Raw genomic sequence first — 19,227 nt, 5'->3', positions numbered from 1 at the left:
AAAACCGCCCTCCAGCTGGAGGGCGGCTTGGGGCCAGATGGTCAGGCGCGGCTGAGGTACTCGCCGGTGCGGGTGTCCACGTTCACGTCGGTGCCCTGGTCCACGAACAGCGGCACCTGCACGGTGGCGCCTCCCTCCAACACGGCCGGCTTGGTGCCACCCGACACGGTGTCGCCGCGCACGCCGGGGGCCGTCTCGATGATCTTGAGCACCACCTTGTTCGGCAGCACGATCTTGAGTGCCTTGTCCCCGAACATCGAGACCTCGACCTCCATGTTCTCCTTCAGGAACTTGGCCGAGTCGCCGGCCAGCACCGGGGGCAGCGACACCTGGTCATAGGTTTCCATGTCCATGAAGATGAAGTCGTTGCCGTCCTTGTAGAGGTACTGCATCGGCTTGGTCTCCACGAAGATGTCCTGCAGCTTTTCGGTGCTGTTGAAGGTGCGGTCCACGATGCTGCCGGTTTCCATGTTGCGGAACTTGGTGACCACCTTCGCGCCGCCGCGCCCCATCTTGAGGTGCGAGTAGTCCAGGCATTCCCACAGGCCGCCGTCCATCTGCACTTTCGTGCCGTTTCTCAGTTCAGTTACGCTGATCATGTTTCTCCTTGTGGCTGTGCTGCTCGTCCGCGCGCATCCTGGACCCTGAAGGCCACATGAGGAGGGCAGACACCGTTCCGTAGTGTAGCGAATACCGCCCGTTTTGTGGAGTCCCGGCTACCCGCCGGGGCGCTGCAGCGCTTCCAGCAGGGCCGGGACGCCCCCCGGGTACGCCTCGGCGTCCAGCCCGTCGGACCGCAGGAACCGCGCCGCCAGGCCGCTGCGGATGCCCCGCTCACAGATGACCAGCAGCGGCCCCAGGTCGGGCGTCAGGCCGTGGGTGCCGGCCTCGATCTGCTCCAGCGTCACCGCCCGGACCCGGTTGGGCACCAGTGGCTCCAGGGGGCCCCTGACCCGCAACGGCTCCGGGCGCAGGTCAATCAGCAGCCGGTCGAGAGGCAGCACGTCGGTCATGCCGCCAGTATGGCCTGAGCTGGCCCGCTCCACCGTTCCGCGCGTCCTACTCCACGGGCAGCGGCTGGCCGCCGAGATCGGACAGCCCGTACTCACCGGCCAGCCGCAGCACGGCCAATGCCTGGCCGGAGCGCTGGAGCAGCTGCGGGTCACGCAGCAGCGCCGAGATGACCAGCCCCACTAGCTCCGGCGAGTGGGAGGTACTCAGGTCGAAGGCGCCGGACTGCACCACCCCCTCGGTCCGCACCAGCCCCGGATGCAGCGCCAGCGCCGCAACTCCGTGCGGCTGCAGCTCATGCGCCATGCACGCGGTCATGTGGTCATCGGCGGCCTTCGCCGCCCCGTAGGCCACGCCCATGTCCACCCGCCCGGACGCGATGAAGGAAATGGTCGCCACCAGGGCGCGCTCAGAGCGCAGCAGCAGCGGCACGGCGAGGCTGGACGTGACGTAATGGGCGCGCACACCCGCCTGGAACATCCGGTCCCAGCGGTTCAGCGGCTCGGTCCAGAAGCCCCGCTCCTCCCAGAAGGGCGTGCCGTCGAAGTAGTGCTCATACCCGCCCCAGACGTTGTTGACCAGCAGGTCCAGTCGGCCGTGGTCGTGCTGAATCCGCTCGATGACGGCCCGGGTCTGGTCGTCGTCGGTGTGGTCGCACTGGAGGCCGGTGGCGGTGCCGCCCTGGGCGCGCGCGTCCTGTTCGGTCCGCTGCAGGCTGCCGGGCAGCCGCACCGTTCCCTCGCCTTCCTGCACCGTGCGGCCGGTAAAGTACACCGCCGCTCCCTGCTGCGCGAGCGCCAGCACGACGCCCCGCCCCACCCCACGGCTTGCTCCGGTCACCAGCGCTACCGTTCCGGCCAGTTCGTTCATGACGCCCTCCATACGGGTGTGGATGCTCCGCCCCACTGTAGCGGCTGCACGCCTGCGGCTCCTCGGAGATCAGGGCACCTTTGCCCGGAGCGGCCCCTGTATGCTGGAAGGCATGAACGAGCTCAACCCCCAGCAAGCCCAGGAGCGTGTGCAGCAGGGTGCCCTGCTGATCGACGTGCGCGAGCCGAACGAATACCAGGAGGTGCACGCCCAGGGCGCGCAGCTGATCCCGCTCAGCGAGTTCGAGGCGCGCTACCAGGAACTGCCGCAGGACGCCGAACTGATCATGATCTGCCGCAGCGGCGCGCGCAGCGAGCGGGCCGGCCAGTACCTGCTGCAGCGCGGGTACAGCAACGTCACCAACCTGCAGGGCGGCACCCTGGCGTGGCAGCAGGCCGGCCTGCCCACCGAAGAAGGAGGAACGGCATGAGCGACCCCGACACCAACATGGACACCAGCGCGGGCGACGGCAGCTACGCGGGCGCGCTGACCAACCCCAGCACCACCCCGGTCGCGCCGGGCCTGCCCAGCCAGGCCCAGGTGCTGGAGGCGCTGAAGGTCGTCAAGGACCCGGAAATCCCGGTGAACGTGGTGGACCTGGGCCTGATCTACGGCGTGGACGTGAGCGAGGCCGGCAACGTGGAGATCACCATGACGCTCACCTCGGTGGGCTGCCCGGTGCAGGACCTGATCCGCGCCGACGCCGAGATGGCCGTGATGCGGCTGGACGGGGTGAATCAGGTGGAGGTGGACTTCGTGTGGTCGCCGCCGTGGGCCCCGGAGAAGATGTCCGACGACGGCAAGCGCCAGATGCGGATGTTCGGCTTCAACGTCTGAAGACCGGACAGCAGCGGGCCGCCACTCCCAACAGGGTGGCGGCCCGCTGCTGTCGTTGACGGTTCAGTCGTCCAGCGTCTCGCGCCTTACCTGGGCCACCAGCGTCTGCCCGGCCCACAGCTGGGCAACCACCTCACGGTCCGGCCCGGCCAGCCAGCGGCCCTCCAGACGGTGGCGCGCCCCGGCCGCCCGCCTCGCCGCCCCCTCCGTCTGGGCGAAGTGGGCGCGCACCACCCCGCCGGGCCGCAGCAGTTCCAGCACGTACACCAGCTGCGGCACGCTTCAGGCGTGCAGGGCGCTGCGCAGGCGCGGCAGACTCAGCAGCGACACCACCAGCAGCGCCAGCAGCACCCCACCGCTCAGCAGGTACGGCGCGCCGTGCGACACCTTCTGATACAGCCCGGTGCCGAGCAGCGGGCCGGTCATGCGGCCCAGCGCCAGCGCGCTGCTGTTCAGCCCGGCGACCTGCCCCTGGCCGTGCTCGCCCACGCTGAGCGACAGGGCCGCTGACAGCGTGGGCCCGAGGATCGCGCTGCCCACGCCCACCAGCGCCAGCGCTCCGGTGATGCTCCAGAAGGTGCTGGTGGCCGGCAGCAGCAGCATGCCCGCACCCATCACCACCAGGCCGGCCGGCAGCAGCAGGGCCGGCGACAGGCGCTTGCTGAGCGGGCGGATGGCCCCGCCCTGCACCGCCGCCGCCAGGAAGCCGAAGATCGCCAGCATCAGGCCCACCGTGGTGGCGGTGCGGGCACTGCTCAGGTGCAGCGTGTCCTGCACGTAGAACCCGATGGTCTGCTCCATGCCAACCGACGCGAGCGTGTACAGCGCGCTGACCCCCAGAAAGAACAGGATGGACCCGTGCAGCAGCGACCGGCGGCTGACCCGCGCCGCCGTGTCCGCCTGCGGCTGCCGGGTTTCGTGCAGCGTGACGCTGGCCAGGGCCGCCGTGGCCAGCCCCAGCGCGGCGCTGAACACCACCGGCACCACCAGCCCGAAGTGAGCCAGTCCGGCGCCCAGCGCCGGTCCGAACACCACGCCCAGGCCGAAGGCCGCCCCGATCAGGCCCATGGCGGCGGCGCGGTTCTCCCGGCCGGTCAGGTCGGCCATCATCGCCTGGGCGGTGGGCAGGGTGGCGCTGGACAGCACGCCGCCCACCACCCGCGCCCCCACCAGCAGCGTGAACAGCAGGCCGCCGCTGAGGACGCCGCGCAGCCCCAGCTGCGCGAACAGGGCGAACAGCCCGAAGCTCAGGCCAAAGCCCACCAGCCCCAGCAGCAGCACCGGCTTGCGCCCGACGCGCTCGCTGCGCGCGCCCCAGATCGGCGCGAACAGAAACTGCATCAGGCTGTAGGCGGTGGAAAACCAGCCGGTCTGGGTTTCGGTCAGGCCCAGCTGGCGCGACAGCGGCGCGATGATGGGAAACAGCACGCTCAGCCCCAGCATCGCCACAAAGATGGTCAGGAACAGCACCACCTTCGGGCTGACGCCGCCGCGCGGCTGTGTTTGGGCGCGTACACTCATGCTGCACAGTCTATTCCTGCCCCTGACCGCCCGGTCAGGACGATTGCCCCCGCCGCTTTTTGTCTGAAAGCTCTCATTGTCAGATGCCAGTGACGTGTCTATAATGCTGGGCGAGCAATCAGGATTTTGACCATAAGCCGGGCGTCTGGAGTTTCCAGTCGCAGGCGAATCAAGCTCCGTTTGCACCATGCACTTTCAGTATGGAAGCGGTTCCGACAGCCACGCGGGCCGCGGCTCCAGAGGAGTACAACATGAAGAAAGCACTGACCGTCCTGTCGCTGGCCCTGCTGGGCAATGCCTCGGCCGCCACCCTCACCGTCTGGAGCCACTTCGGCGACGTGGAGCTCACCTGGCTCAAGCAGCAGGCCGCCGCCTACACCAAGGCGACCGGCAATGCCGTCAACATCGTGACCGTGCCGCTGGGCGACATTCCCGACAAGTTCATCCAGGCCGCCCCTAAGGGCCAGGGCCCTGACATTGTCGTCACGCTGCCGCAGGACCGCCTGGGCCAGCTGGCGTCGTCGGGCGTGATCGAGCCGATGGACAAGTACATCACCAGCAAGACCGACCTGGACAAGACCTCGCTGAGCGCCATGACCTACAACGGCAAGCTGTTCGGCCTGCCGATGTTCGCCGAGGCCGTCGCGGTGGTCTACAACAAGAAGCTGCTGCCCAACGGCGTGCCCGGCACCTGGGACGCCTTCATCAAGGCGGCGCAGTCCAACACCGGCAACGGCAAGTTCGGCTTCCTGGTGGACCTGTCGAACGCCTACGTGAACTACGGCATCTACAGCGCCTACGGCAGCTACGTGTTCAAGAACAACGGCGGCACCCTGAACCCCAAGGACGTGGGTCTGGCCAACGCCGGCGCCGACAAGGCCGCCTCGCTGCTGAACGACCTGCGCTACAAGTACAACCTGGTGCCGGAAGGCGTGACGGGCGACGTGGCCAAGAGCGCCTTCACCGACGGCCGCCTGGCCATGCTGGTCACCGGGCCGTGGGACATGGGCGACATCAAGAAGGCCGGCATTGATTACGGCATCGCCAACCTGCCGACCCCTCCCGGCGCCACCGGCAAGTGGTCGCCCTTCGTGGGCGTGCAGGGCGTGATCCTGAACTCCTACAGCAAGAACAAGGTCGCGGCGGCGCAGTTTGCCAAGGCCCTGGTGAGCGGCAGCGCCCAGCTGGCCTTCAACAAGGCCGGCGGCCGCATCCCGGTCAGCCTCTCGGCCCGCGTGCAGCTCAAGAGTGACCCGGTCGTGGCCGGCTTCGGCAAGGCCATCAGCGCCGGCACCCCGATGCCCAACATCCCGCAGATGAGCGCGGTCTGGGGCCCCTGGACCAACGCCGTCACCCAGAGCACCCAGAAGGCCGGCGTCAACTACAGCAACATCAACGACACCGCCGTCAAGGAAATCAACAGCAACATCAAGTAACCCGCTCCGGGCGTTCCGGATGCGGACGAACCCGGCCTGAGGCCGGAAGGGGGGGCGGTGCACACCGCTCCCCCGTTTTGTATCCGGGGCTGCCACTGTGGGCTTGCGCCGGGTTCATCACCCGCTCAGAATGAACTGGCCCCCAAGCAGAACCAGCGCGACAGCGAAAGAAAGTGAAGGAGTAAGCATGCCAAGACGGTGCCCGCTGCAGATGAAGGTTCAGCCATGACGGCCGTTCCAGCCTCGCCCCGCAGATACCCGCGCATGGTGCCGCCCCAGGGCCCGCTGGGGGTGTTTGCGGCCCTGGCGGTCCTGGTGGTGGTGGTGGGCGGCGCCGCCCTGATCGGCTGGCTGGTGAGCGGCGCCGTCTCGGCGGTGCTGCCGGCGGCCCCGGCCTATCTGATCCTGCTGGTGATGGTGCCGGTGATGATCGTGCTGATGGTGGTGGCGCTGCGGCTGTTTCCGTGGATGCAGAGCTGGTACTACCTGGTGCCGGCCCTGGTGTTCCTGATCGCCTTCACCATCCTGCCGATCCTGCTGACCATCAACTACGCCTTCACCAACTACTCGGGCATCAACAGCGGCTACGGCGACACCAGCGTCAAGACGCCGGTGACCCTCTCCAGCGACCGCCGGCAGCTGACCTTCTCGGCGCTGCCGGAAGGCTCGGCCAGCCTGTCAGAGTTCCTGGCGTGCGCCAAGCCCAGCTGCGCAGGCGACTCGACGGTGCTGTACGACCCGGAGGGCGCCACGCCGGTGTTCGCCCGCATCCAGTCGGTGAACGGCCTGAACGTCACCCTGAGCGCTCCGGTCGCCGAGAGCTTCAAGGTCAGTGACGCCACCCGCCTGAACGCCATCCGCCGGGTGGGGCTCGCCAACTTCCGCTCGATCTTCTCGCGCGCCAGCGAGGAACTGATCCCGGTGTTCGTGTGGACGGTGGTGTTCGCCTTCGGCACGGTGGTGACCAACGCGCTGGCCGGGCTGATTCTGGGCATCCTGCTCTACAACAAGCGGCTCAAGGGCCGCAACATCTACCGCACGCTGCTGTTCCTGCCGTGGGCCATTCCCAGCGTCATCACCATCCAGATGTGGGGCGCGCTGCTCAACCAGCAGTTCGGCGTGGTCAACAAGACGCTGGGACTGCTGGGCGTGTCGGCGGTGCCGTGGCTGACCGACCCGCTGTGGGCCAAGATCTCGATTCTGGTGGTGAACCTATGGCTGGGCTTTCCGTACATGATGACCGCCACCATCTCGGCGCTGTCCACCATCAGTGACGACCTGTACGAGGCGGCCAGCATCGACGGCGCCAGCCGCTGGCAGCAGATCGTGAACATCACGCTGCCGCTGCTGCGCAACAGCTTCACCCCGATCCTGCTGTCGGGTTTCGCCTTCAACTTCAACAACTTCGGCGTGATCTACCTGCTGACCCAGGGTGGTCCGGCAGTGGCCGGCCGCACCAGCACCGCCGGGTCCACTGACATCCTGCTGTCGTGGGGGTACAACACGGCGTTTGCCAGCAGCGGTGGCCAGAACTACGCGCTGGCCAGCGCCATCGCCATGATCGTGTTCTTCCTGACCCTGGCCATCAGTCTGGTCAACTTCCGCGCCGCTGGCGTCTTTGAGGAGGCGAGGCGATGACCGCACAGCCGAGCACCGACACCCACGACACCTCCCAGGTCTACATTCACCGCGAGCCGTCCGCGCTGCGCAAGGCGGTGCCGTGGATCGTCACGGCCGTGATCGTGCTGGCGCTCATCTACCTGGGCTCCGTGCTGGTCCACAGCATGCAGGGCCGCCCGCCCAGCTTCACCATCTACACCGTCAAGGGCGGCTGGATCCGCTTCCTGCTGTTCCTGCTGGCTGCCGCCGGGGTGCTGTCGCTGACCAGTCTGGTGGGCCAGCGCTACGGGCAGCGCGTCACCGGCCGCCGCATCAAGTACTGGGAGGTGCTGGGCGACCAGCTCACGCACCTGTTCCTGATCCTGGTGGTGCTGGTCGCCATCTACCCGCTGTTCTACGTGCTGCTGGCCGCCTTCGATCCCAAGAACAGCCTGTTCGCGTTCCCGGATTTCTCGAACCCGAACATTCTGTACCGCTCGGGCCTGCTGCCGCGGCTGAGCGGCCTGACCTGGGAAAACTTCGGCAAGCTCTTTGACGGCGTCACCATTCCCGCGTGGCAGATCGCTGTGGCGGTGCTGGGCGGCGTGGCCCTGGGCGGCCTGCTGGTGATGGTGCTGATGGAGCGTGCGCGCGGCGACGCCACCGGCCTGGAGCGTCCGCGCAGCTGGGCCACCCGGCTGCTGATTGCGGCGCTGGTGGTGCTGGCCATCTTCATCACGCCGGCGCAGTTCCAGGGCCAGGGCAACGAGAGCAAGTTCCTGCTGTCGGTGCGCAACACGCTGGTGGTGTCGGGCATGACCGGCCTGCTGGCCATCCTGCTGTCCACCACCGCCGGCTACGCCATGGCGCGACTGCGCTTCCCGGGCCGCTTCCAGACGCTGCTGTTCTTCATCTTCGTGCAGATGTTCCCGGTGTTCCTGGCGCTGGTGGCCATCTATACCCTGCTGTTCACCCTGGGGCTGACCAACAGCTTCACCGGCCTGATCCTGGCGTACTCGGGCGGCGCCATCGCCTTCAACACCTGGATCTACAAGGGCTACGTGGAGAGCCTGCCGGAGAGCCTGGAGGAGGCCGCGCTGGTGGACGGCGCCACCCGCTGGACCGCCTTCACCCGCGTGGTGCTGCCGCTGTCCGGCAGCATGCTGGTGTTCATCTTCCTGAACCAGTTCATCGGCACCTACGCCGAGTTCATCCTGGCCAACGTGCTGCTGACCGGCGTGGAGAAGTGGACGGTGGGCGTGATGCTGCGCTCCTTCACCTCCGGGCAGCTGTCCACCAAGTGGGGCATCTTCGCGGCGGCGGCCACCCTGGGCGCCCTGCCGATCGTGGCGCTGTTCTACGGCTTCCAGCGCTACTTTGTGGGCGGCGCGGTGGCGGGCGGCGTCAAGGAATAAAAGGAATATTCTCCCCTCTCCGGCGCGGCGCCCCAGTTAGGGCGCCGCGTGTTTCTGTAGGTCCGGCTAGGCCACCTGACCGATGCAGGCCAGGGCCACACCATGGCACCATTGGTGTATGCGCCTGAAGTGAACCGTCACGGTTGCCCGTGACTCTCGGCAGTAAAATACCTCTATCAGAGGCTGAATTCGCCGCCCGGAACCGTTCCGGGAGCTGCGGCGTTTTCAGAAACAGGAACATTCATCCGAGGAGTGTACAGACCATCGAAAAAGTACATGGCAACACCTCCGGTCTGCGTCCGGCCCAGCTCAAGAGCCTGAGCAACCTGTACCGCCGCCGTCTGGCGCCCGGGACCGTCAGCAGTCCGGAACTGGCCCGCAACCTCACCGAGCTCAGCCATGAGCTGCGCCGCGAGATCAGCCTGCTGATCGACCGCCGGGGACGGGTGCTGAGCGTCAGCGTGGCCGACGCCAAGGCCGCCGAGCTGCCCCCGATCCGGCGCGGCGAGGAGCGCCTGTCGGGCTTCCACCTGCTGCACACCCATCCCAAGGGCGGCCCGCTGAGCAAGGGCGACCTGTCCACACTGTTCCTGAACCGCCTGGACGCGGTGGCGGCGGTGGAGGTGCGGCCGGACGGCCTGCCGGGCAGCGTGCACGTGGCACACCTGACCCCCCCCGGCACGGTGGGCGAGGAAGAGGACTGGCGCATTCTGCCGCCGCGCAGCGCCTACGACATTGAGGACTTTGATCTGGGCGCCCAGGTGCGGGCGCTGGAAGAAGAGATCGCGCGGGCCGCGCGGGTGCGTGAGGCCCAGCCGGACAAGGAGCGCGCCATTCTGGTGCAGATTGACCGGGGGGAGGTGGACGCCGAGGAGCGCCTGGAGGAACTCAGGGAACTGGCCCGTACCGCCGGGGCCGAGGTGGTGTATCAGGAGCTGGTGGCCCGCCGGCACCTGAAGCCCGGCACGCTGGTGGGCGTGGGCAAGCTGGAGGAACTGACCAGCCGCGCCTACCACCTGGACGCCCAGACGCTGGTGTTCGGGCAGGAACTGGGCGCCGCCCAGGCGCGCGAGATTGAGGAGGTCACCGGGCTGAAGGTCATTGACCGCACCCAGCTGATCCTGGACATCTTCGCGCTGCACGCCCAGGGCGTGGAGTCGCGGCTGCAGGTGGAACTGGCGCAGCTGCGCTACATGAAGCCCCGGCTGCTGGGCGCGGGCGCGCGGCTCTCGCGCATCGGCGGTTCGGCCGGCAGCGCGGCGGGCGGCGCCATCGGCACGCGCGGCCCCGGCGAGACCAAGCTGGAGCTGGACCGCCGCCGCATCAACGACCGCATCAGCTTCCTGGAAAAGCAGCTGGAACAGGTCTCGGTGCGCCGCGAGGAACGCCGCAAGACCCGCAGCCGCAACGACGTGCCGGTGGTGAGCATCGTGGGCTACACCAACGCCGGCAAGAGCACGCTGCTCAACAGCTTCACCCACGCCGCCGAGGAACCGCGGAAGGTGCTGGCCGAGAACAAGCTGTTCGCCACGCTGCGGCCCACCAGCCGTCAGGGCTACCTGGAGGGCGTGGGGCCGGTGATCTACACCGACACGGTGGGCTTCATCCGCGACCTGCCGCACGACCTGAGCCGCGCCTTCCGGTCCACCCTGGAGGAGATCGGCGACGCCGACCTGCTGCTGCACGTGGTGGACGGTGCCCAGCCGGGCGCCGACACCCGCTACGAGGCCGTGCGTCGCATCCTGAGCGACCTGGAGCTGCAGGACATGCCGGAGGTGGTGGCGCTCAACAAGGCCGACGCCGCTGACCCCGAGACGCTGGCCCGTGAGGTGGAGCGGCTGCACGGCCTGCCGGTCAGCGCTGCCAGGGGGCTGGGGCTGGACGAGCTGCGCGGCGAGCTGAGCGACCGCCTGCACCGGCTGGCCGAGCTGCAGGCGGCGCAGGCGGAGGAACAGCGCCTCGATGCCGAGCGGCGTAAAGACGAGCTGAACCGGCCTTCACCCCGCCCATCCGAGCTGGCCGGACAATACCCGCATGATTGACAGCATTGTGAACACGCTGCGGCGCGGCGCCCTGCGAGCGCAGCGGCGCGGCGAGGAGGTCGCGCAGGCGGCCCGGCTGCGGGTGGAGATCTTCCAGCTGGGCCGCGAGATGGACGCGCTGTATGCCCGGCTGGGCCGGGCGTACCACGGCAATGCCGAGGTGAGCGTACTGGAGGAGATCCGGCTGGACATCAGCCGGCTGGATCAGGAGATCTCGGCGCGCGAACAGCTGCTGAGTGAACTGAACGAGCCGCTCGCTCCCGACCCGGTCAGCCCCGGCCCGCATGTGCCGCCGCCGAGCATTACCGTCCTCTCCCCCGTTCCCCCGGCCGACGCCAGCACTGCGCTGAGCGTCTGGCAGCAGAAGGAGGCCAGCCGCATGACGGACCCCGACCCCACCAAGACCGCCGGACGCAGCCCGGACGCCCCCCAGACCCCGGACCCGACCATGGAGCATACCGACGCGAAGCCGCCGGTCCATGACGCGGCGGTGGGGGTCGGGAACGACGCGGAACGCGACCGGCTGTACCGCCACCCGAACGAGCTGCACGAGGGCGAGATGTCCACCCGGGACCCGGACCCGCTGGCCAACAAGCAGTAACGACATCAGGAAGCGGGCGTCCAGTGAACTGGACGCCCGCTTTCCATACCGCCTGCGTTACAGGTCGCGGCGACGGAAGTTCCACATGCCCAGCAGCAGCGCCAGCAAGGCGTACACCCCGGTCCAGACCACCATGCCCCACGGCACGGGAAAGGCGCTCACGAAGGGATTGGCGCCCCGGGCAGCCGAGCTGATCTGGCGCAGAAAGTCCGGCTGGAGCGCGTAACTGGCGCCCAGCCACAGCGCGTTGGTGGGCATCACGATGTTGGCCGCGCGGCCCAGCGTGCTCAGCACCGGCGTGTCGGCGATCTGGGCGATGCTGTTGAGGGTGCCGCCGGTAAAGCCCAGGCCGTAGAACACGAACACCCCGATGCCGTTGGACAGCGTGGTGAAGAAGGTGCTGCCCAGCACCGTCAGGCTGCTCAGCAGCGCCACGCCCAGCAGGATCAGCAGGGTGGCCTGCACCGGCTGCGGCGGCGAGAACCCGGTGATGACCCAGACCCCCACCAGCAGCGCCACCGACAGCAGCGCCACATACAGGACGTTCACCAGCGTGAAGCCCAGCCAGCGGCCCAGCACCAGCTCCGGACGCGTCACCGGACGCGACACAATGCTCTGCATCACCCCGCTCTCGATGTCGCCGCTGACGGCGCCCACCGTGCTCAGCACGCTCATCAGCGACCCCAGGAAGTACACCAGATACATGCCGAACAGCGTCACGCTGGCCACCGGCAGCCCGCCCAGGCCCCGGCGCGGGCCGGTCGTGAGTCCGGCCTCGACGGCGCGGGCGTCCAGCGTGCCCTGCAGCCGCCACACGCCGTACAGGTAGAAGCCGATAAACAGGGCCGACAGCACCACCAGCAGCAGCACCAGCCGCTTTCTCAGCGCCTCTCTCAGGCTCAGCTCCGCCACCAGCAGGGCGTTCCTCATCAGCGGCCTCCTCTGCCGGACGCGGCGGCCACCGGCTCCGGCCGCGCCTGCGCTTCTCCGGCATGCTCAATCAGGTTTAGAAACAGGCTTTCCAGATCGTTGTGGTGGGGATTGAGCGCGTACAGGTCCGCGCCCGCCTCGGCCACCAGCCGGGCCACCTGCGGCACCGCCGCCTCGCCCGGCACCACCAGATGCAGGCCGGGCCACTGGCCTTCGGCCGGCTCCAGCACCTGCACGCTGCCCAGCTGGCCCAGCCGCTGCAGCAGGCCCGGGCTCAGCTGTGACACCCGCACCTCCACCTGCAGCTCGGCCCCCAGCAATGTCCGCACCGAGCCCTGGCGCAGCACCTCACCCCGGTTCACGAAGGCCACGTGATCGCAGACCTGTTCCACCTCGCTCAGCAGGTGGGAATTCAGGAACACCGCCACGCCCTCGGCCTTGAGCGCCGTGATGATCTCGCGCACTTCCACCCGCCCGATCGGGTCCAGGGCGCTGGTCGGCTCGTCCAGAAACACCAGCCGGGGCCGCGCCAGAATCGCCTGGGCCAGCCCGGCACGCTGCAGCATGCCCTTGCTGTAGCCGTTCAGGGTTTCGCCGCCGCGGCCGCCCAGCCCCACCAGTTCCAGCACCTCCGGAATGCGCCGCTGCGCCGCGTCGTGCGGCATGCCGGCCAGCCGGGCATGGAACTGCAGGAACTCCTGGGCGGTCATCCAGTTCTGAAAGCGGAACTGTTCTGGCAGGAAGCCCAGCTGTCGGCGGATTTCCGGGTCCTGCGGCGAGCCGCCCAGCACCCGCACCTCGCCGCTGGTGGGCATCACCAGTCCCAGCAGCATCTTGACGGTGGTGCTCTTGCCAGCGCCGTTGGGCCCCAGAAAGCCGAAAACCTCGCCTTCGCCCACGGTGAGCGACAGGTCCTGAACCACCGCTCGGCCCTTGTAGACCTTGCGCAGATGCTCGGTAAAGATGGCCGGTGCTGGGGCTGGTGATCGCGTCATGGGTCTCCCACACTCTAAAGCAGCGGGGCCGGCCGCTCCTCATGAAGCGGACCGGCCCGGCCGGAACGGTTACGACAGGATCTCTTCGATGCGGGCCACCACGTCACTGCTGAGGTGCACGCCGGCCGCCTTGACCGTGTCCTCGATCTGCTGCACGCGGGTGGCGCCGGTGATGACGCTGCTCACGCCCGGCTGCCGCAGAATCCAGGCCAGCGCCAGCTGGGCGCGGGTGATGCCCAGGTCGTCGGCCACCGGCTTGAGGTTGCGGACCCGCTGGATGTTCTGATCGGTCAGGAAGCTCTTGCCCGAGTTGCTGTTCTCGGTCAGGCGTGCCCCGGCGGGCTTGCCGTCGTCGTACTTACCGGTCAGCAGCCCCTCGGCCAGCGGACTCCAGACCACCAGACCCACGCCCGCCGGCTCGGTGTATGGCAGGATCTCCTTCTCCACGCGCTCGCGGCGGATCATGCTGTACTCCGGCTGCTCGGTGACCGGGGCGTGCAGGCCGTGGGCTCTGGCAAACTCCACCGCCTGGGCGATGCGCGCCGCCGGCCACATGCTGGTGCCCCAGTACATGGCCTTGCCACTGCGCACCACCTGATCGAAGGCCATCACGATCTCCTCCATCGGCACCGTGTCGTCATAGCGGTGCGCGAAGTAGATGTCGAGGTAGTCGGTGCCCAGGCGCCTCAGGCTCTTGTCGATGCTCTCCAGGATGTGCTTGCGGCTCAGGCCCCGGTCGTTGACGTCGTCGCTCATCGGCCAGTAGACCTTGCTGCTGATGACCAGGGTGTGGCGCGGCAGCTCACGCAGCACCGCGCCCATCATCTCCTCGCTCTTGCCGCGCGCATACACGTCGGCCTGATCGAAGAAGTTCACGCCCTGCTCGTAGGCCTTCAGGACGATGTCGCGCACCATCTGCTGGTCGTTGACGCTGTGCCCGAAGGTGACCCAGCCGCCCAGCGACACTTCACTGACCCTCAACCCGCTCCTGCCCAGGTTCCTGTATTCCATTCGGCCAATCTAACAGCCGCTTTGCGGGCCTCAGCGTGGGGCAACGCAAGGTTGTGCGCCCAGGGGCTTTATGAGACCTTTACCCTCCAGCGCTCTTTCAGGGTCGGGGTCAGGATGTAGCCGGCGTCCAGCGTTCCGAACAGCTCGCAGCGCTCCGGGAAGCGGTGGGCGTACAGGGCGATGTAGGCGCACATCACGGCGTCCACCTGATCCTCGTGATTCTTGAGCTGGCGGCCCTTCAGGGCGGCCGGGTCGTGGGCCAGCAGCGGCTCCAGCCCGCTCAGTGGCGGCTCGGCGCGGTCCAGCCGGGCCAGGTGGGTGTGGTACGTCGCCCAGTCCTCGTGCATCCGGGCCAGCTCCTGCCGCTTGCGTTTGTATTTCAGGGTCCGGGTCAGCCCGAACAGCGCCACCATGGCCGGGTGCGGGTAGACCTCCACCACGGCCCTGGGCTCGTCCTGCTGCACCTGGGCCGGGTCGTGGACGAAGCCCAGCCGGGCCAGCCGCTCCACCAGCACCTCGCCCCGGATCTGGCCACCGTTGTAGCGGGTGAGGTGCTCGCGGTTGGCCGGGTGCGCCCCCGCCTGATAACCCCCGAACACCCGGGCCAGCGCCAGCTCTCCCGGCCGCTGGGCCGTCAGGTTCGGCACCGCCAGCGGCGCGTCCACCGCGATCAGGCACGGCCCGGCCGGCGCCTGAGCCGCCACGAAGTCCAGCACCTCGTCGTCGCTGCCCAGCAGCCGGGTTTCGGTCAGCACGGCTCCGGTACGGTCGCCGCTCAGTACGGCGGCTCCGGTGGGATTCTTGGACGACCACGCCAGGTCCAGTCCGATGTACTGCATGGGCTTCAGTCTGACCTGGACTCGGCGGGTTTGGGCCTCAGACCCTTCCGAGCGGCTTCATCTGTGCACCGACCACCTGACCGGCCTCCAGCTGCAGGTGGTCGGTCAGCCCCGGCACCACGTCGCTGTCCCGGTGCGCAATCACCATCAGGTGGGTGCCGCCGGCCATCAGGTCCGGCAGCAGGGCCTGCAGACGCCGCTGCGCCGAGCGGTCCAGAAAGTTCAGTCCCTCGTCCAGAATCAGCAGGCGCGGCCGGTGCACCACCGCGCGGGCCAGCAGCAGCCGGCCCAGCTGGCCCTGGGAGAGCGTGTCAGCCGATCTGGCCAGCAATGGGAGCACCCCCAGGTCGGCGGCCACCTGCTCCACCCGCTGCTGCTGCTCTGGCGTGACCGGCTCCGCGAAACCCTCGGTGCCGCCGAACGCCGAGGCGATCACCTGCTCGCCGGTCCAGCCACGCCGGCCCCGGATGCCCAGCTCCGCCCCCACGATGCCGATGTGCCGCCGCCGCTCGCTCAGCAGGTCGCGCGGCAGGAAGTGCCGCTGCACCGTGCCGCCCCGCGCCGGGAAGAAGTCTCCGGCCACCAGCCGCGCCAGGGTGCTCTTGCCGGCCCCGTTCGCGCCGGTCACCAGCCAGTGCTGCCCCTCACGCCACTGCCAGCTGAGCGGCCCCAGGGCGTGGTGGCCGTTGCGGTACACCGACACCTGATCAAGCGTCACCAGCGGCGAGCCCAGGACCGGGGCAGCTGGGGTCGGGAGGCGGCGCGCCCGGGCTGCCTCCGGCGTAGCCTCCCCTGCCCCGCCCAGCTCCAGTGTCCGCCACGCCAGGGCTGGGGCCTCCCGGGGGTGGTGGGTGGCCAGCACCAGCGCCACACCGCGCGCCGCCACCTGCTCCAGCAGGGCCCCCAGCTCCGCGCGGGCCGCGGGGGACAGGCCATCGGTGAACTCATCCAGCAGCAGGGCCAGAGGGTGCGGCATCAAGGCGCGCGCCAGCAGCACCCGCCGGCGCTGCCCGTGCGAGAGGGTCCGGAAGTCGCGCTGCAGCAACGGGGCTACGCCTGTCAGATCCACCACTTCCGACAGCCGTGCCAGCGCCGCCGCGTCCGGCTCCCACAGCCGCAACGTGTCGCCCTCCCAGGCGGCCAGCAGCACGTCCTGCACCGTCTGCACCCAGTCGCGGGTCAGAAACCACGCCTCCTGGTCCGGGCTGACCGTGGCCAAGGCCCGCCTGGCCCGCACGGCCGAGGTGCGCCACTGGCCGTCCAGAAAGTAGCGGCGCTCGCCACTGGCGGGACTGAGCGTGCCGGCCAGCAGCCCCAGCAGCGTGCTTTTGCCGCCTCCGTTGGGCCCGGTCAGCAGCCAGGCGTCTCCCACACACAGCTCGAATGTGAAAGGACCGACGCGCTGCTCTCCCCGCCGTACCGTCACCTCCTGCAATTGCACCAGCACCTGACTCACCCGCGCAGCATAGCGGGCGACATGTGGGGCGGTGCAGACTCCTGCCGGCTTTACAGTCAGTCCATGGCGGATCAGGTGCTGAGTTATCTCGAGATGTGTCAGCGCGAAGGCATCAGCCTGCAACGCGGGATGAATTTCCAGGTGCGCGGCGGCCACTCGGTGGTCCTGATGTCGCTGCAGCCAGGCGCGCCGTACCGGGACCGGCGGACAGATGACGGCACGGTGCTGCTGTACGAGGGACATGACGCGCCCCGCAGGCACGGCGCACCGGACCCCAAGACCGTGGATCAGCCGGGACAGGTTCCTGGCGGTCGGCCCACGGAGAATGGGAAGTTCTACGCGGCGGCCATGAGCGCCCGCCATGGTCTGACACCTCCGGACCGGGTGCGGGTCTACGAGAAGCTGCGGGCGGGGGTCTGGGCCTACAACGGTCTGTTTCACCTGATGGATGCGGCGCTCCAGCATGACGGAAGGCGCCACGTCTACGTCTTCCGGCTGGAACTGGCCCCGGAGGAGGAACCCGGCGACGTCCAGCCCCGCCTCACCGAACCGAGGCGCATCATCCCCACCCACGTCAAGGTGGAGGTCTACCAGCGCGACGGTGGCCGCTGTGTCGTGTGTGGCAGCACGGTCAACCTGCACTTTGACCATGTGCTCCCGTATGCCAAGGGTGGCTCCTCCGACACGGCCGCCAACGTCCAGTTGCTGTGCGCCACGCACAACCTGGCCAAGGGCGATCGCCTGCAGTAACGGGCGCGGCTCAGGCCCCCAGCTCCAGCCGCCGGGTCGCCACCCGCTCCACCAGCCGCCGGTCGTGGCTGGCCAGCAGCACCGTGCCGGGAAAGTCCAGCAGCAGCTGCTCCAGCGCCTCAATGGCGCGCACGTCCAGATGGTTGGTGGGCTCGTCCAGCAGCAGCAGCTGGGCGCGGGTCACGCCCAGCCGGGCCAGCGTGAGCCGGGTGCGTTGCCCGCCCGACAGGCCGGAGAGCGGAAAGGTCGGGTCGGGCGGCAGCCCCACCTGGGCGGCGATCTCGTACAGCTGGTGCGGCGTGAGCTGCACATTGGCGTCCAGCAGCGCGTCCGCCAGGGTGTGCAGGCCCGCCAGCTCCTCCCCGTGCTGACCGGCCCAGGCCAGCTGCAGACCCTGGCCCAGCTGCAGCTCGCCGCCATACGGGAGCGCGCCGCGCACCGCCGCCAGCAGGGTGCTCTTGCCGCTGCCGTTGGGCCCCACCAGCGCCAGCCGCTCGCCTCGGCGCACATCCAGGCTCAGCCCATTGATGACGGCCCTGCCGCCGCGCTCCACCATCAGGTTCCGGATCCGCAGCACCTCGGCCGGCCCCGGCAGTGCGTCCGGCAGGTCCAGCCGCAGCCGGCGGTGGTCGTCGAAGGGCTTCTCGATCACCGTGAGCCGCTCCATCCGCCGTTCCAGCGCCCGGGCCTGACTGGCGTTCACGTTCTGGGTGACCTGGGCCTTGTGGTTGGCCAGAAACTTGTCGTTGTCGCGCGCTCGCTTGGGGTTGAAGGTGTTGGCGCTGTGGGCCTTGCTCTGCCGGCGCCTCGCCTCTTCCTCCAGCGCGGAGCGTTGCCGCTGGTAGGCCGCGTGATCGCGGGCCTGGGCCGCCCGCAGGGTGGCCTTCAGCTGCATGGCCGCCGTGTAGGTGCCGGGGTAGAGCGTCAGCTGACCGCGCTCCAGTTCCGCCACCTGCCCCGCCACCGCGTCCAGAAAGGCCCGGTCGTGGCTGGCGATCACGAAGGCCGCAGAGGACGCGCGCAGCCAGTGTTCCAGCCATTCAGTGGAGGCCGCGTCCAGGTGGTTGGTGGGCTCGTCCAGCAGGTAGAGGTCCGCCGGGGCCAGCAGCAGCCGCGCCAGCATCAGCCGCCGGGCCTGCCCGCCGGACAGCCGGGCCGCGTCGGCCTGCGGGTCCAGGCCCAGGCCGCTGAGCACGCTGGCCGCCCGACCCTCCCAGTCGTAGCCGCCCAGCTGCCGGTACTGTTCCTCGGCCGCCGAAAAGCGCTCCAGCGCTTCTGGAGTGCCAGTCGCCAGCCCTTCAGTGGCCCGGGCGAAGGCCACCTGAGCCCCGCGCAGGTCCGGCGGTGTCACGGCCTCCAGCAGGCGCCCACGGCCCGTGTCGTTGGTCTGGGTCAGCAGCGCGGGGCGGCTGTCCAGGCGTACCGTGCCAGCGTCCGGCAGGTCCAGACCCGCCAGCAGCCGCAGCAGGGTGCTCTTGCCGCTGCCGTTCTCGCCGATCAGGGCCAGCCGCTGGCCGGGAGCCAGCTCCAGGGAAACATCCTCAAAAACCACATCGTCGCCGTACCCCTTGGCGACACCATTCAATATCCAGCTCACACACCCTCCGACAGGTCAAGGAAGCGGCCCGGTAGACGGGGCCGTCAACGCAGAACGATCTGATCAGAGGGTGGGACGCACGCTGGACTGCACTCCTTGAATGGGGGAAGGGCCGCACGCCAGGCATTCCGGGCGATCAGGACCAGCGTACGGTGACGCGGCCGCCCCGGCATCTGCCATCTGGCGGATGGGCGGCTCCAGGGCAGCCGCTTACACTTCCAATACACCCTTCGCGGTGGTGATTCACCATGTCAATTCTCCTGCGCTGAGCGCCTCTTCCCTGTTCCAAGGTCCGTCCGGCGGGCCGCCGGTCGTCT

The 19,227-nt window shown here is 68.9% G+C and carries 19 protein-coding genes; 8 read left to right on the top strand and 11 right to left on the bottom strand.

The genetic code is table 11. The features are described from left to right. Positions 1-41 precede the first annotated feature (41 nt). From efp to ABOD76_RS14165, 3 genes are all read right to left on the bottom strand, one after another. Positions 42-599, bottom strand: coding sequence for an elongation factor P (gene efp / locus ABOD76_RS14175; protein WP_350242611.1), 558 nt, complete (start codon positions 597-599; stop codon positions 42-44). 117 nt (positions 600-716) lie between these two features. After that, a complete protein-coding gene (locus ABOD76_RS14170; RefSeq protein WP_350242610.1) occupies positions 717-1,013 on the bottom strand; it encodes a rhodanese-like domain-containing protein in 297 nt (98 codons plus the stop codon). A gap of 46 nt (positions 1,014-1,059) precedes the next feature. Beyond that, positions 1,060-1,881, bottom strand: a complete 822-nt coding sequence (locus ABOD76_RS14165; RefSeq protein ID WP_350242609.1) for an SDR family NAD(P)-dependent oxidoreductase — start codon at positions 1,879-1,881, stop codon at positions 1,060-1,062. A 112-nt stretch (positions 1,882-1,993) separates the two neighbouring features. Between ABOD76_RS14165 and ABOD76_RS14160 the strand changes: the two genes are divergently transcribed. Together ABOD76_RS14160 and ABOD76_RS14155 are read left to right on the top strand one after the other, a co-directional pair. Beyond that, on the top strand, positions 1,994-2,311 hold the full coding sequence (locus tag ABOD76_RS14160; RefSeq protein WP_350242608.1) for a rhodanese-like domain-containing protein: 318 nt from the start codon (positions 1,994-1,996) through the stop codon (positions 2,309-2,311). Between the two features lie 92 nt (positions 2,312-2,403). Then, complete coding sequence (locus tag ABOD76_RS14155) at positions 2,404-2,718, top strand: metal-sulfur cluster assembly factor (protein ID WP_350245273.1); 315 nt, start codon at positions 2,404-2,406, stop codon at positions 2,716-2,718. A gap of 63 nt (positions 2,719-2,781) precedes the next feature. On the opposite strand, the gene ABOD76_RS14150 is transcribed toward ABOD76_RS14155, so the two are convergent. Then, complete coding sequence (locus ABOD76_RS14150; RefSeq protein ID WP_350242607.1) at positions 2,782-2,997, bottom strand: hypothetical protein; 216 nt, start codon at positions 2,995-2,997, stop codon at positions 2,782-2,784. Positions 2,998-3,000: 3 nt separating this feature from the next. Then, positions 3,001-4,239 carry an MFS transporter gene (locus ABOD76_RS14145; RefSeq protein WP_350242606.1) on the bottom strand — a complete coding sequence of 413 codons (1,239 nt, stop codon included), beginning with the start codon at positions 4,237-4,239 and terminating at the stop codon, positions 3,001-3,003. 251 nt (positions 4,240-4,490) lie between these two features. Between ABOD76_RS14145 and ABOD76_RS14140 the strand changes: the two genes are divergently transcribed. From ABOD76_RS14140 to ABOD76_RS14120, 5 genes are all read left to right on the top strand, one after another. Beyond that, positions 4,491-5,675, top strand: coding sequence for a sugar ABC transporter substrate-binding protein (locus ABOD76_RS14140; RefSeq protein ID WP_350242605.1), 1,185 nt, complete (start codon positions 4,491-4,493; stop codon positions 5,673-5,675). Positions 5,676-5,900: 225 nt separating this feature from the next. After that, the gene (locus ABOD76_RS14135; protein ID WP_350242604.1) at positions 5,901-7,313 is read left to right on the top strand and encodes an ABC transporter permease subunit; all 1,413 of its coding nucleotides are present in this window, start codon (positions 5,901-5,903) and stop codon (positions 7,311-7,313) included. Next, a complete protein-coding gene (locus ABOD76_RS14130; protein ID WP_350242603.1) occupies positions 7,310-8,689 on the top strand; it encodes a sugar ABC transporter permease in 1,380 nt (459 codons plus the stop codon). Before ABOD76_RS14135 ends, ABOD76_RS14130 begins: the two co-directional genes overlap by 4 nt. A 263-nt stretch (positions 8,690-8,952) precedes the next feature. Further along, a complete protein-coding gene (gene hflX / locus ABOD76_RS14125) occupies positions 8,953-10,731 on the top strand; it encodes a GTPase HflX (RefSeq protein ID WP_350245272.1) in 1,779 nt (592 codons plus the stop codon). Next, a complete protein-coding gene (locus tag ABOD76_RS14120) occupies positions 10,724-11,332 on the top strand; it encodes a hypothetical protein (protein WP_350242602.1) in 609 nt (202 codons plus the stop codon). Before hflX ends, ABOD76_RS14120 begins: the two co-directional genes overlap by 8 nt. Before the next feature lie 57 nt (positions 11,333-11,389). On the opposite strand, the gene ABOD76_RS14115 is transcribed toward ABOD76_RS14120, so the two are convergent. The 5 genes from ABOD76_RS14115 to ABOD76_RS14095 form a co-directional block, all read right to left on the bottom strand. Then, the gene (locus ABOD76_RS14115; protein WP_350242601.1) at positions 11,390-12,262 is read right to left on the bottom strand and encodes an ABC transporter permease; all 873 of its coding nucleotides are present in this window, start codon (positions 12,260-12,262) and stop codon (positions 11,390-11,392) included. Then, positions 12,262-13,257 carry an ABC transporter ATP-binding protein gene (locus tag ABOD76_RS14110; RefSeq protein WP_350242600.1) on the bottom strand — a complete coding sequence of 332 codons (996 nt, stop codon included), beginning with the start codon at positions 13,255-13,257 and terminating at the stop codon, positions 12,262-12,264. Before ABOD76_RS14110 ends, ABOD76_RS14115 begins: the two co-directional genes overlap by 1 nt. 69 nt (positions 13,258-13,326) lie before the next feature. Then, positions 13,327-14,268 carry an aldo/keto reductase family protein gene (locus ABOD76_RS14105; protein ID WP_350242599.1) on the bottom strand — a complete coding sequence of 314 codons (942 nt, stop codon included), beginning with the start codon at positions 14,266-14,268 and terminating at the stop codon, positions 13,327-13,329. A gap of 68 nt (positions 14,269-14,336) precedes the next feature. Beyond that, complete coding sequence (locus tag ABOD76_RS14100) at positions 14,337-15,107, bottom strand: DUF429 domain-containing protein (RefSeq protein ID WP_350242598.1); 771 nt, start codon at positions 15,105-15,107, stop codon at positions 14,337-14,339. A 37-nt stretch (positions 15,108-15,144) separates the two neighbouring features. Further along, on the bottom strand, positions 15,145-16,563 hold the full coding sequence (locus ABOD76_RS14095; RefSeq protein WP_350242597.1) for an ATP-binding cassette domain-containing protein: 1,419 nt from the start codon (positions 16,561-16,563) through the stop codon (positions 15,145-15,147). A gap of 63 nt (positions 16,564-16,626) precedes the next feature. On the opposite strand from ABOD76_RS14095, the gene ABOD76_RS14090 reads away from it, so the two are divergent. Then, positions 16,627-17,313 (top strand): HNH endonuclease, encoded by a 687-nt coding sequence (locus ABOD76_RS14090; protein ID WP_350242596.1) that lies wholly within the window; start codon positions 16,627-16,629, stop codon positions 17,311-17,313. Positions 17,314-17,323: 10 nt separating this feature from the next. Here ABOD76_RS14090 and ABOD76_RS14085 read toward each other — a convergent pair whose 3' ends face one another. Continuing rightward, the gene (locus tag ABOD76_RS14085) at positions 17,324-18,910 is read right to left on the bottom strand and encodes an ABC-F family ATP-binding cassette domain-containing protein (RefSeq protein WP_350242595.1); all 1,587 of its coding nucleotides are present in this window, start codon (positions 18,908-18,910) and stop codon (positions 17,324-17,326) included. Positions 18,911-19,227: the final 317 nt, after the last annotated feature.

Origin of the sequence: Deinococcus sonorensis KR-87, assembly GCF_040256395.1 — a bacterium.
Lineage (GTDB): Bacteria > Deinococcota > Deinococci > Deinococcales > Deinococcaceae > Deinococcus > Deinococcus sonorensis.
Note: the sequence above shows the minus strand (reverse complement) of the source record. Positions and strands in the feature narration are given on the sequence as shown.

Excerpts from the sequence above, each read along its gene's own strand:
- efp (WP_350242611.1), bottom strand. The coding sequence starts at position 599 with ATGATCAGCGTAACTGAACTGAGAAACGGCACGAAAGTGCAGATGGAC.
- ABOD76_RS14170 (WP_350242610.1), bottom strand. The coding sequence starts at position 1,013 with ATGACCGACGTGCTGCCTCTCGACCGGCTGCTGATTGACCTGCGCCCG.
- ABOD76_RS14165 (WP_350242609.1), bottom strand. The coding sequence starts at position 1,881 with ATGAACGAACTGGCCGGAACGGTAGCGCTGGTGACCGGAGCAAGCCGT.
- ABOD76_RS14160 (WP_350242608.1), top strand. The coding sequence starts at position 1,994 with ATGAACGAGCTCAACCCCCAGCAAGCCCAGGAGCGTGTGCAGCAGGGT.
- ABOD76_RS14145 (WP_350242606.1), bottom strand. The coding sequence starts at position 4,239 with ATGAGTGTACGCGCCCAAACACAGCCGCGCGGCGGCGTCAGCCCGAAG.
- ABOD76_RS14140 (WP_350242605.1), top strand. The coding sequence starts at position 4,491 with ATGAAGAAAGCACTGACCGTCCTGTCGCTGGCCCTGCTGGGCAATGCC.
- ABOD76_RS14135 (WP_350242604.1), top strand. The coding sequence starts at position 5,901 with ATGACGGCCGTTCCAGCCTCGCCCCGCAGATACCCGCGCATGGTGCCG.
- ABOD76_RS14130 (WP_350242603.1), top strand. The coding sequence starts at position 7,310 with ATGACCGCACAGCCGAGCACCGACACCCACGACACCTCCCAGGTCTAC.
- ABOD76_RS14120 (WP_350242602.1), top strand. The coding sequence starts at position 10,724 with ATGATTGACAGCATTGTGAACACGCTGCGGCGCGGCGCCCTGCGAGCG.
- ABOD76_RS14115 (WP_350242601.1), bottom strand. The coding sequence starts at position 12,262 with ATGAGGAACGCCCTGCTGGTGGCGGAGCTGAGCCTGAGAGAGGCGCTG.
- ABOD76_RS14110 (WP_350242600.1), bottom strand. The coding sequence starts at position 13,257 with ATGACGCGATCACCAGCCCCAGCACCGGCCATCTTTACCGAGCATCTG.
- ABOD76_RS14105 (WP_350242599.1), bottom strand. The coding sequence starts at position 14,268 with ATGGAATACAGGAACCTGGGCAGGAGCGGGTTGAGGGTCAGTGAAGTG.
- ABOD76_RS14100 (WP_350242598.1), bottom strand. The coding sequence starts at position 15,107 with ATGCAGTACATCGGACTGGACCTGGCGTGGTCGTCCAAGAATCCCACC.
- ABOD76_RS14090 (WP_350242596.1), top strand. The coding sequence starts at position 16,627 with ATGGCGGATCAGGTGCTGAGTTATCTCGAGATGTGTCAGCGCGAAGGC.